General features: G+C 35.3%; 14 protein-coding genes. 5 read left to right on the forward strand and 9 right to left on the reverse strand.

Annotated elements, in window-relative coordinates:
• Positions 1-43 precede the first annotated feature (43 nt).
• On the reverse strand, positions 44-466 hold the full coding sequence (gene rplK / locus C7K42_RS10655) for a 50S ribosomal protein L11 (protein ID WP_014124091.1): 423 nt from the start codon (positions 464-466) through the stop codon (positions 44-46).
• A gap of 225 nt (positions 467-691) precedes the next feature.
• Here rplK and C7K42_RS10660 point away from each other — a divergent pair, with 225 nt between their 5' ends.
• Positions 692-1,594 (forward strand): alpha/beta hydrolase, encoded by a 903-nt coding sequence (locus C7K42_RS10660; protein ID WP_103091921.1) that lies wholly within the window; start codon positions 692-694, stop codon positions 1,592-1,594.
• A gap of 39 nt (positions 1,595-1,633) precedes the next feature.
• On the opposite strand, the gene nusG is transcribed toward C7K42_RS10660, so the two are convergent.
• The 3 genes from nusG to rpmG form a co-directional block, all read right to left on the reverse strand.
• Complete coding sequence (gene nusG, locus C7K42_RS10665; RefSeq protein WP_014124089.1) at positions 1,634-2,179, reverse strand: transcription termination/antitermination protein NusG; 546 nt, start codon at positions 2,177-2,179, stop codon at positions 1,634-1,636.
• Between the two features lie 123 nt (positions 2,180-2,302).
• Positions 2,303-2,473 (reverse strand): preprotein translocase subunit SecE, encoded by a 171-nt coding sequence (gene secE / locus C7K42_RS10670; RefSeq protein ID WP_014124088.1) that lies wholly within the window; start codon positions 2,471-2,473, stop codon positions 2,303-2,305.
• Between the two features lie 32 nt (positions 2,474-2,505).
• Positions 2,506-2,658 carry a 50S ribosomal protein L33 gene (gene rpmG, locus C7K42_RS10675; protein ID WP_014124087.1) on the reverse strand — a complete coding sequence of 51 codons (153 nt, stop codon included), beginning with the start codon at positions 2,656-2,658 and terminating at the stop codon, positions 2,506-2,508.
• A gap of 147 nt (positions 2,659-2,805) precedes the next feature.
• On the opposite strand from rpmG, the gene cbpA reads away from it, so the two are divergent.
• On the forward strand, positions 2,806-3,447 hold the full coding sequence (gene cbpA / locus C7K42_RS10680) for a cyclic di-AMP binding protein CbpA (RefSeq protein ID WP_103091922.1): 642 nt from the start codon (positions 2,806-2,808) through the stop codon (positions 3,445-3,447).
• 245 nt (positions 3,448-3,692) lie between these two features.
• Here the strand turns inward: cbpA and C7K42_RS10685 are convergent, their stop codons facing one another.
• Positions 3,693-4,463, reverse strand: coding sequence for a diacylglycerol/lipid kinase family protein (locus C7K42_RS10685; protein ID WP_234976235.1), 771 nt, complete (start codon positions 4,461-4,463; stop codon positions 3,693-3,695).
• Positions 4,464-4,901: 438 nt separating this feature from the next.
• On the opposite strand from C7K42_RS10685, the gene C7K42_RS10690 reads away from it, so the two are divergent.
• Positions 4,902-5,165, forward strand: a complete 264-nt coding sequence (locus tag C7K42_RS10690; RefSeq protein ID WP_014124084.1) for a hypothetical protein — start codon at positions 4,902-4,904, stop codon at positions 5,163-5,165.
• A 112-nt stretch (positions 5,166-5,277) separates the two neighbouring features.
• Complete coding sequence (locus C7K42_RS10695; protein ID WP_014124083.1) at positions 5,278-5,766, forward strand: QueT transporter family protein; 489 nt, start codon at positions 5,278-5,280, stop codon at positions 5,764-5,766.
• Positions 5,767-5,810: 44 nt separating this feature from the next.
• Here C7K42_RS10695 and recD2 read toward each other — a convergent pair whose 3' ends face one another.
• From recD2 to C7K42_RS10715, 4 genes are all read right to left on the reverse strand, one after another.
• Positions 5,811-8,351, reverse strand: a complete 2,541-nt coding sequence (gene recD2, locus C7K42_RS10700) for an SF1B family DNA helicase RecD2 (protein WP_014124082.1) — start codon at positions 8,349-8,351, stop codon at positions 5,811-5,813.
• A gap of 14 nt (positions 8,352-8,365) precedes the next feature.
• Positions 8,366-8,989 carry a histidine phosphatase family protein gene (locus tag C7K42_RS10705; protein ID WP_014124081.1) on the reverse strand — a complete coding sequence of 208 codons (624 nt, stop codon included), beginning with the start codon at positions 8,987-8,989 and terminating at the stop codon, positions 8,366-8,368.
• 19 nt (positions 8,990-9,008) lie between these two features.
• A complete protein-coding gene (locus tag C7K42_RS10710; RefSeq protein ID WP_103083631.1) occupies positions 9,009-9,512 on the reverse strand; it encodes a tRNA (cytidine(34)-2'-O)-methyltransferase in 504 nt (167 codons plus the stop codon).
• A 283-nt stretch (positions 9,513-9,795) separates the two neighbouring features.
• Positions 9,796-10,635 carry a putative RNA methyltransferase gene (locus tag C7K42_RS10715; protein WP_014124079.1) on the reverse strand — a complete coding sequence of 280 codons (840 nt, stop codon included), beginning with the start codon at positions 10,633-10,635 and terminating at the stop codon, positions 9,796-9,798.
• A gap of 80 nt (positions 10,636-10,715) precedes the next feature.
• Here C7K42_RS10715 and C7K42_RS10720 point away from each other — a divergent pair, with 80 nt between their 5' ends.
• Positions 10,716-11,354, forward strand: a complete 639-nt coding sequence (locus C7K42_RS10720) for a copper homeostasis protein CutC (RefSeq protein WP_014124078.1) — start codon at positions 10,716-10,718, stop codon at positions 11,352-11,354.
• Positions 11,355-11,401: the final 47 nt, after the last annotated feature.

Genomic DNA, 11,401 nt, shown 5'->3' on the forward strand with positions numbered 1-11,401 from the left:
TTTCAACATAGACTCAACCGAGAAGCTACGTTCAGAGATCTAACTATTCTACAGTGATCCCCATGCTTCGAGCAGTTCCTTCAACCATGCGTACAGCAGAATCAACGTCAGCTGCGTTTAGGTCTTCCATTTTCGTTTCAGCGATTTCTCTTACTTGGTCACTAGTGACTTTAGCCACCTTGTTTTTGTTTGGTTCGCCTGAACCTTTATCAACATTTGCTGCGTCTTTTAATAATACAGCTGCTGGTGGCGTTTTAGTTACAAAGGTAAATGAACGATCTTCATATACAGTAATTACAACTGGAATAATCATACCAGCTTGATCTGCTGTACGAGCGTTAAATTCCTTAGTGAAACCCATAATATTAATTCCTGCTTGACCTAATGCTGGTCCTACCGGTGGAGCTGGTGTTGCTTTACCTGCAGGAATTTGCAATTTGACGATATTTTCAACTTTTTTTGCCACGAGACATACCTCCTTAAGTCCGTGATGTGGTTAATTAGAGATAAAAATTTCTCCTCCCACGCTTATCATATGCGACAAATACACATCGCACACTCAAGATAGTATATCAAAAATATGCTTTATTGCAAGACCTTTCTTTATTTTTTTCAAACTTTCGATTGAATTACTTTGCATTTTTTCAGCATAAGCTTATAATAAACCAAAAGAATTTTAAGGAGTACAAGAATGAAGAAATTTTTGTTTTCCATCAGTTTAATATTGGCCTTGTTTGTAGGTGGATGTCAAAGTTCAAGTGGCGCTCAAGCGCAGCATACATCCCAATCAGATGAAACAAATCATACCACTGAAGCAAGCAACGAAACCAAGGCATCACAGCGCTTGCAACCAGCTTTAAAAAAATCAGCAACACCCACGCTATTTATTCACGGCTATCAAGGAACGACCAACTCGTTTAAGTCGATGATCAATGACATGCAAGAAGAAAATGTCGCTCAGCGTGAAATGCTTATAACGGTGCATGCAGATGGTTCTATCGACACTCAAGGTGAACTAAGCGGGGAAAAAACAAACCCTTTAATACAAGTTATTTTTGAAGACAATGTTAATGATGAATGGAATCAAACTGAATGGATTAAAAGCACATTAAGCTTTTTAAAAGAGGATTACCAAATAGATAAAGTCAACTTGGTAGGACATTCAATGGGTGGTGTTAGTGCCTACAGATATATGGGAAGCTATGGACAAGAAGATACATTGCCAGAAGTCGAAAACTTTATTGCAATCGGCGCTCCCTTTAACGATTTTGTTGATACTAGTAATTACCAATCAATCGAGGATCTATTAAAAGAGGGGCCAGAAGAACCATCTGGAAGATACCAAGATTTTACAGAATTAACCCCCCAAATACCAAATGATGTATCGATGCTATTAATTGCAGGTCAATTAAATAATGAAGAATATAGCGATGGGACAGTACCTTTAACTAGTGCTTTATCAATTTATCCCTTGCTAAAAAACAATGATTTCAAAGTAGATTATTCTATCATTCAAGGCGATAGATCGAGCCATAGCATGCTTCATGAAAATAAGAAAGTCAACGAGTTAATTGAACAGCGTTTATGGAAATAAAACAACAGCATCATGACGATGCTGTTGTTTTTTCTATCTTTAATCAATTTTATCTACTTGATCAAAGTCAAGTTCAGTGCTAGTTTCGCGCCCAAACATATCAATGTTTACCTTTAATTTTTGCTTTTCTTCATCAATTTCAGCAACTTGTCCTTCTAAGCCAGAAAACGCACCTTCAATAATTTTTACAGTTTCACCGTTTTGTACTTTCAACTCTACTGTTCTTGTACTCATACCAAGTGAATGTAAAATAGAATTGATCTCTTCTGGCAATAAAGGAGACGGCTTGCTTCCTGCACCATGAGAACCGACAAATCCAGTCACTCCAGGAGTATTACGGACAATATACCAGGACTCATCAGTCATGACCATTTCAACAAGCACATAGCCCGGAAATGTTTTATGAACAACTTCTTTTTCTTTACCGTTTTTGACTTCTGTATCCTTTTCTTCTGGTACAACTACACGAAATATGTAGTCATCCATTTGCATACTTTGTGCCCGTGATTCTAAGTTCATCTTTACTCTATTTTCATAACCAGAATACGTGTGAAGCACATACCATCTTTTTTCAAAAGATTCCATTTTTTCGGCTCCTTTTATTCTTATAAAATAAAAAAACCCCAAGTTCTCCTCGAAGTTTTCCTCGTGTGTATTATAGCATTCTTCCAAAAGTTTCGCTAGTATCTTCATTTAAAAATACAACTACTATTGTAATATCCAAGTAAATAGACTTTGAATACCTGTGTCCATAATGTAGAACATCACAGTAAAGATTAGAGAGGTCTCAATCACTACAACTGTGTCTTTGCGCAACTGTTTTCCATTTGGCCATGTTACTTTTTTCATTTCGTCTTTTACGCTACGTAAAAATTTCATCTGTATCCTCCTTAAAATGGGTCATTTATTACTTATTTCGTTTCTTTATGTAATGTATGTTTATGACAATACTTACAAAATTTATTCGTTTCTAAACGTTGTCCATCTGTTCCTTCACTGGTAGATTTTGTGTAATTACGTGAGCCGCATATTGAACAAGCAAGTGCTGTCTTCTTTTTGCTCATTTTTCACACTACCTCCTAGGTTTACAACTGCTTTTTGGCATAGACACATTACCATGAATTATCACTAGTGTCAAAAAAAGATACAAAAATGTTCCCTAATTTATGGTATCATAGTATCCTATAAAGAAAAAGTAAGGAGGCGATTATATGCTATTAAAAACGATGGTATATAAAAAACAAGATCTAACCACAGTAACAGAAAGCAATACTTTAGAAGAAGCGTTACAAATCCTAGAAGATTCAGGCTTTCGTTGTGTTCCCATATTAGATGAAAGTAATAAAATTTTCCGAGGAAATATTTATAAGATGCATATTTACCGTCACAAAGCAAACGGTGGCGATATGACCTTACCTGTAACTCATTTGTTAAAAAATGCGACAAAATTTATTCATACAAGTTCTTCCTTCTTTCAAGTTTTCTTTACCATTAAGGAACTTCCTTATATCGCGGTTCTTGATGAAGACAACTATTTTTATGGTATTTTAACCCACAGTTCTTTATTAAATATGCTTTCACAATCATGGAACGTTGAAAAAGGAAGCTATGTATTAACTATTGCTTCTACTGGTAAACAAGGCGATCTAGCAAATATGACAAAAATCATCTCAAAGTATAGTAATATTGCAAGTTGCATAACTCTTGATATCGATAAAGATGAGTTTATTCGTCGAACAATGATCACTTTAGCTTCTAATACCAATCAGCAAACCTTAGACGAAGTCGTCAGTCATTTAGAAAGTAAAGACTTTAAAGTTGTCGAAATTGAAAACTTAGCAAATCATGCTTAAAAAAATGTCAGCTCAATGACCCAATTTGGGAAATTTTGCTGACATTTTTGCTAAAATATTAAAAGTTAGAACCAAAATAGTTGTTTTTGCGAGGACAAAATAAAATCATAAGAAGCTTTACTCGAATCCTCTCCATCTTTTTGCAAAAATTGCTTGCTAAAAGTTTCTAGGTGGATTCTGTTCGCCTTAAAATGATAGAAATATTTTGAGTTTACATGCCTTTGAAGTCCTAATAGTATAATTAACTAAAAAATTTTTAACATCGGAAGTCTCTCAACGACTACTAGTTCAACACCTGATTCATATACATTAGCCATTGGTGCTATTTTGACCCCTCCACCGAAATAAGGATGATTTGTTGCAGTACATAAAAAAGCATGTTCAAAATGATAGCTTTGATGATTACATTCAATTGAAATTGGGAAGCCTTTTTGCCTGAAAAGTACACCTAAGGCTGTTTTTACATAAGACAAAGCATTTAATTTATACATATTCAGTTGTTTTTTTGCATTTGAATGATTTGTAGCATGCACTACGGCCGCATCCACACCGACACCAATGTTATTCACGCAAAGACTATGGATACCGCTGTTTTTTTCATAGCAGCTGAGTACAGAAAGCTTGCGGGGGTTGCTGGTTTGTAGTATATCTTCTAAAATTTTTTCAGGCGATTGTAAAAAGCCTAAACTTCTAGCAAAATCATTTCCCGAACCTGCTGGAATATAAGCAATAGGAATTTGATTTGTTAGATAATTGATGACTTGATGAAGCGTACCATCTCCACCAATAACAATCAGTAATGGAAAAAACACGCTATCTTCTTTAGCCTCCCAGCTCAATAAAACAGAAGCCGTTAATTCGCTAGCGATCTCGGCTTCATGTGAGGGATATTTTGTTTGTATGACGGTAAATTTCAGTTGTTTTTCTTCCATTAACGAAATGATCTGTTTTCCTACTTTTTGACCTTTGCCGCCCCCAGCTGTTGGATTGATTAAAAGATAATAATGAAACTTCATGCGCCTGCTCCAAAGTGTTTTCTGTCTATTATAACACGCTCATAGCCAAAAAAAGGCAAAAAAATAGAATCCGATGAGAATGATTTTCGAGAAAGTCTTTCAACGTTCTTAAAGTAATTGTTCTAACATAATCTTGAAGGTTCGTATGTCCACTTCAATCATATGCTCATACACTCATCGGATTCCTATTCAATTAGTAAGGAGTAACTCAAATTCCCACATCCTTTTTCGTTCATTTAAGATTCACAACAATTCTTTTCTCGCAGCTCCTTTTTCGGCTGCCTTACTGGGAATTCTTATGTCTCCTTACACTTATTTTATACCATATTTTTAAAATAAATGCAAGCGCTTTCTACACAAAAAGTAAGATTTTATTAAAAAAATAGTTACTATTTTTTTTAAATTTTGTTATACTTTCTTTTTAAGAGGAGAATTGATATGAAATATTACCATTTAATTGGTTTTTCTGCCCTATTGACAGCTATCCAGTTCACCTTACAAAGTTTTTTGGGACTGGAATTACCTTCAATCATTCAAAAAGTTTTTGTAGGAATGCAAGCAACTTTATTAGTTGGCTATAGTTTATTATTTTTGATATATGTAATAAAAAGAAAGAAAAAGGTTCATAAGGAAAAAAGACCAAATATCGTGACAATAAAAAAACAACCAAAAGAAGCACGCTCCTATTCAAAAGCCAGTTGAAAATTGTGGTTTTTGTTTTTTACGTCCTAGCCAGAACTTTTTTAATGATCTAAAAATTTTGCAGTTCATCAACCATCCTGCGTAATCAAAACTTGGAGAAAGAAGGATTTACATGACAAATAACAGAATAAGAGTCATTACCGCCAATGCAATTATTACTGCACTCTACGTAGCGTTAAGTTTCATTTCGCCCTTATCTTCTGGAGCAATCCAGTTTCGGTTATCAGAAAGCTTGAACCATCTGGTCGTTTTTAACAAGAAATTGTTATGGGGTGTATTTGCCGGTGTGGTCGTTTTTAACTTATTGTTTGGTGAAGGGCCACTGGATGTTATCTTCGGCGGTGCTCAAACCCTGTTGGCGTTACTATTAACTGCTGTATTAGAAAGAAAAGTGCCCAATATCAAGGCTCGTTTAGTTTTGAATACTTTATTCTTTACTTTTAGCATGTTCTTAATTGCCTTAATGTTGACATTAACTGCAGAACTTCCTTTTTGGTTTACCTATCTAACAACAGCTTTAAGTGAGTTGATCATTATGAGTATCTCAGCTCCAGTCATGTATTTTATTGATAAAAGTTTACATTTTTCTAAACAAATATAATAAAAAATACAGAGGTATAAGCTTAAGCTTGTGCCTCTGTATTTTTATTTTCCACTTATTTGAAAATCATATGGTTTGAGATCGCCCATACCAATCATAGGATCAATCGCTTTTTCATTGATCATTTTTTCTGTTAACTCTCCAGATAACATTTCGGAAGTCTCTTCAGCTGATTGTTCAAATAAATCGGAAGTCACTACTTTTGTTGTTGCATCTTTTTCTTTAATGTTGTTCTTTCTTTTACTTACGCCAATTTCAAACGGTGCTTCTTCTTGCTCATTTTCATAGCTTAAAATTTTTAATCTCATTGCTTGTGAAATCGAATCGATGCCACTGATTCTTTCTTTTAAAGCAGTCAAACGTAGCGTTGATACTTGTTCAACACAACGACTATAAGCAGACGTTTCCCCCAGTAAAATCAGCATCTCTTTACTTCTAGTGACAGCTGTATAGAGTAAATTCCGTTGTAACATACGGTAATACTGATTGACCATAGGCAAAATAACCATTTTAAATTCACTGCCTTGTGCTTTATGAATAGAACAACAATAAGAAAGCGTAATCTTGTTCCACTCATTGCGCTTATAAACTACCTCATTTGCATCAAAAGCAATGACTAATTCATCCACTTTATCCTCTGAATCTTTTGCATAGATGATACCTGTAATTTCGCCCATATCGCCGTTAAATACATTATCTTCTGGTGAATTAACCAACTGCAGCACTTTATCACCAATACGATAGACTGTATCGTTAAAAGTGACTTCTTTTTTTGTCCCCTCTTTATTGGCGTTAAAAATTTCTTGCATCTTTTTATTCAATGCATTAATGCCAGCAGGCCCTTTATACATAGGCGCTAAAACTTGGATATCCTGTGGAGTAAATCCTTTCTCCTTCGCCTTTAAAACCACCTTAGAAATCAACGGTTCGATTTGTTGTACCTGACAAGAAAAATAAGACCGATCGTTTTGATTTTCTATAAAATCATTAGGGAGTTGTCCATTTTTTATTTCGTGAGCTAATGGGATGATGCTAGAACCATCTCCCTGACGATAGATCTCAGTCAGTTCTTTTTGTGGGATTTCGGCAACATTTAATAAATCATGTAAAACCTGCCCGGGTCCTACAGAGGGCAGTTGGTCCTTGTCTCCCACAAAAATTACCTGCATGTTATCAGGAATAGATTTAAACAAGGTATTTGCTAACCAAGTATCTACCATAGACATTTCGTCAACAATTAAAAGTCCTCCTTCAAGCTCTTTAGGATCGGCGTTTTTCGCATTATTTTCTCGTCCATTTAAACCGAGTAAACGATGAATCGTACTGCTAGGCAGGCCGGTCGTTTCATTCATCCGTTTAGCGGCACGTCCTGTCGGTGCTGCTAGTAAAATAGGAAAGGTCTCTTCTGAATACTGGCTAGGATCCAAATCAATTTCATTTAATTCAGCAAATAACTGTACGATACCACTGATAACAGTAGTTTTTCCTGTTCCTGGTCCACCTGTTAAGATAAATAAAGGGGATTTAATAGCTTCTTTGATGGCTGCTTCTTGCGAATCTCCATAAACGATACCTAAACGTTTTTCTAATTTTCGCAAGTTTTTATTCACTTTATTTTCTGAATAATTAATTTCTTTTTTCCGCTGCATGAGCCGTTGGATAGATGAAGCAATGCCCCATTCCGCAAAATACAAACTATTTTCATAAAGGGCTGTTTCTTCCTGTTGGATTTTACCTTCTTCTACTAACTCGATTACACCATTGGCAACTTTTTCTGGATCAATTTCAACGGGACGACTACTCTCCAATATATGTAAAACTTGCTCTAGTAGTTTTTTAGCTTCAATATAAGTATTTCCTGTTTCCATTGATTGTTGTAAAATTTGGTGTAAGATCGCTGCACGAATCCTTTTATCTGATGTTGCATCAATACCCAACTGTTCGGCGATATTGTCAGCCTTTTTAAAACCGATCCCTTCAATATCTTCAACCAGTTGATAAGGGTTTTCTTCAATAACCTCTAATGTTTCATTTTTATATGTTTGATAAATAGTAAATGCTAACTGGCTACCAAAACCATAGCGATTTAAACCTACAATCACCTTATCCATACCATAATTTAGGCGAATTGTATCTAATAGCATCTCCCGCTTTTTTTTAGTCAAACCTGTAATTTGTTCTAGTAAGGAAGGTTCTTCTAAAATTTTATCAATAGCATCCTCTCCAAAAAGGTCGACAATTTTTTCAGCAGTCTTTTTCCCAACACCAGGAAATTTATCGCTAGAAAGATAATTGATCAAACCTGTTTCAGAAGTCGGCTGATCCTTTTGGTAAGAATTGGCTTTAAATTGTTCACCATACTTTGGATGAACCACACGTTCGCCAAAAAAACGATAAAATTCTTCTTCTTGAACATTACCAAAACTTCCCGTAACCACGATCTCTTTTTCACCATAATCCATGTCTGTTTCAGTAATCTTAACCAGAAGCACTTTATAAAAATTATTAGGATTTCTGAAAAAAATCGCCGCAATTTTACCAATGATATAATTATCTTCTGACAATGAACAAGCCGCTCCTTTCATGTAGATTGAGCACTTTATGGAAGAAAGCTAACATCATTCCATAAAGTTAATTTATAAGGGATTTTTTTATCTTTTGTTTTTAAAATAGACAAACTATTATTTTTGAGCCCGCCCATATTACGCAAATCAGGGGTGTCTTTTCCTGCCAAAAATTGTACTGCTGCAGTCATCGAGGCACCATGGCCTACAAAAAGTATAGGATCGTTATACTGATTTGCAGCTTCTGCGATCGTCTTTGTCATACGTTTTAGCATAGCAGTTACAGTTTCTCCATTAAACACTGTAGGGTCATAAAGGTCCAAATGGTGGCGCATATTGTTTAGTGTCTCTCCATAACGCGCATGCATTTCAGCAATACTTTTGCCTTCTAATTTACCATAGCCCATTTCTCTTAAATTTGAGTCATAGTAGATAGGCACTGAATTTTGCCACTGCTGTACAATTCCTTCAGCTGTTTGTCTTGCACGCTGCGAAGGGCTCGAGTAAACAGCGCCAAAAGGGATATCTTTTAAGTGGTTTCCAAGCGCTCGAATCTGCGTAAAACTTGTAGGAAGTAAGGGCGAGTCCCCGTTCATCCCCTGAAAACGACCTTGTTCGTTCCACTCTGTTTTACCATGTCTAGTAAAATATAGCCTCACTTTATTTCCCCTTTCCTCTTTAGTCTAATTTATCATTATCATAGTGGTGAGTTAACTCCAAATTAGGAAAACCTTGTTGTCGCAAAGCTTCATAAGCCACGGCAACGACGGTATTAGATAAGTTTAACGATCGTACATGGGTATCATTCATCGGAAGACGTAAACATTTGTCTTCATTTTCACGCATAAATTCCTCAGGCAGGCCGGTCGTTTCTTTGCCAAAAAGAAAATAATGATCGAGGGCATCATTAAAATTCTCGTCACTATAAATTTTATGTGAGAACTTTGAAATCAAGTGTAAAGGATTATCTCCTACCGTAGCTAAAAAATCATCAAGATTTTTGTGATAAGTAATATCTACACTATCCCAATAGTCCAAACCTGCTCGTTTCAAATGTTTATCATCTGTGGAAAATCCTAAGGGTTCAATTAAATGCAGCGGAGAATTCGTCGCCGCACAAGTTCTTGCAATATTTCCTGTATTATTTGGGATCAATGGTTCAAATAACGCGATATGATTCACTAAAAGTTCCTCTTTTCTTGTTTTACATTAAATATTTAATACTATTATAATAACGCACTTTTTCGTGTTTGACAGCTGAAATAACTCATTTTAAATAAAGACAAAAAAAACGTAGCAACTCGGTGTCAAGCACTGCGAGTCGTTACGTTAGTGAAGCTCTTTTCACTAACTTTTATCAGAACAGGATGCTGATAAAAACCAATGAAAAGCAACTTGTTCCTAATATAGCAAACTAGTTTTGCAAATGCAATAAATTCAAGTAAAAAAATTCAAATATTTTTCACTAATTTTTCCCAATTAACACGTCCAAATCGACTGTGATATTTTTTAATGGGTTTTGCCTTAACTTTTCTTTTTGTTTGTCCGAAACGCCCCATTCTAAAGGAGACATCTCTAATAGGGAATCCTGGTTTTCTTCAGATAAAGCAAAGCGGTAAGTGAATCTTTTATAGGCATCTAAAGAAAAAGATTGCTTAAATTTTTCAATTACTTGTTCATTTGAATAAGATTGTTTCCTATCGTCATCGGGATAAAAGGCTTTTCTTAACTCTTGTAGATAGCCACTTTGCGGCACCACTTTAATGATTTGTCCTCCTTTTTGCAGTACACGAGCAAACTCACTATAATTTGATGGTGTAAAGATGTTTAAAATGGTGGAAAAAGATTGGTTATTAAAGGGCATATTCGTCAAATCAGCTACGCACCAAAAGATATCATGAGTATCCTCAGTTGCTAAATAAACAGCTTCTTTAGCGATGTCAAAGCCAATACTTGGTTGAATAGCAGTAGTTTGAGCAATTTCTTGTAAAAAACTGCCTTCTCCGCAACCGACATCTAAAAGCTGTTCATTTTCACAATAGCTAGCCAAAAACTCCAACAACGGTTGATACATCCCACTTTTGATCATCACTCGTCGATGTTCAAACATTTTCTTTTGGTATTCTGTTTTTATCTGATGATTTAAAAAATATAAGGTACCCTTTTTGGAAAGATCAAACTGATGACCATTGCTACAACGCAGGCTTTTTTCCTTTTCTTGCAATTTTTGCTGACAAAGGGGGCAGCGAAATAAATTTTTATATTTATGAATAAATTCTTGACTTTTTTCTATTTTTTTCTTCATGATCTTCTCCTTATCCCCATACTTTAGCATAATTTCATGATAGAATACTAGATAGATAATAAAATAAAAGGGAGAATTATATGTTAATAAAGGAATTTTGCGCAGAAAATTATACAAATATTCCAGCAGCTATCGCAAATGGCGCTAAACGAATCGAACTTTGTGATAATCTTAGTGTTGGCGGTACTACGCCAAGTACAGGGGTTATTGAAGAAAGTTTTGCTTACGCTAGTGAAAAAGATGTCTCTCTTGTCACGATGATTCGTCCACGTGCTGGTGATTTTATCTATAATGACATTGAACTACGAATCATGGAAACTGACTTGATCGAAGCTAAAAAATTAGGTGTAGACGGTATTGTTTTAGGATGTCTAACCCCAAATAATTGGCTGGATGAAGAAGCCTTAGATCGGTTAATAGAAGCTGCTACAGGTTTACAAATCACCTTCCATATGGCATTTGATCAGATAGCAAAAGATCGGCAATATGAAGCCATCGATTGGCTAAGCGAGCGTGGTATTACTCGTATCCTAACACATGGTGGTCCAAGCGATACAGCAATCACTGAAAATATAAATCATCTAGCAGATTTAAATAATTATGCCAACAATCGTATAACAATCTTGCCCGGCGGAGGGATTACATCAGAAAATATCGAAGAAATTATTAGTCAGATAGGTGTAAATGAAGCACACGGAACAAAAATTGTTTCTTTTTAAAAACATAATAAAACAGCAAAAAGGTCTTGAAGTCTTTTTGCTGTTTT

The organism is Tetragenococcus halophilus subsp. halophilus DSM 20339, assembly GCF_003841405.1.
Lineage (GTDB): Bacteria > Bacillota > Bacilli > Lactobacillales > Enterococcaceae > Tetragenococcus > Tetragenococcus halophilus.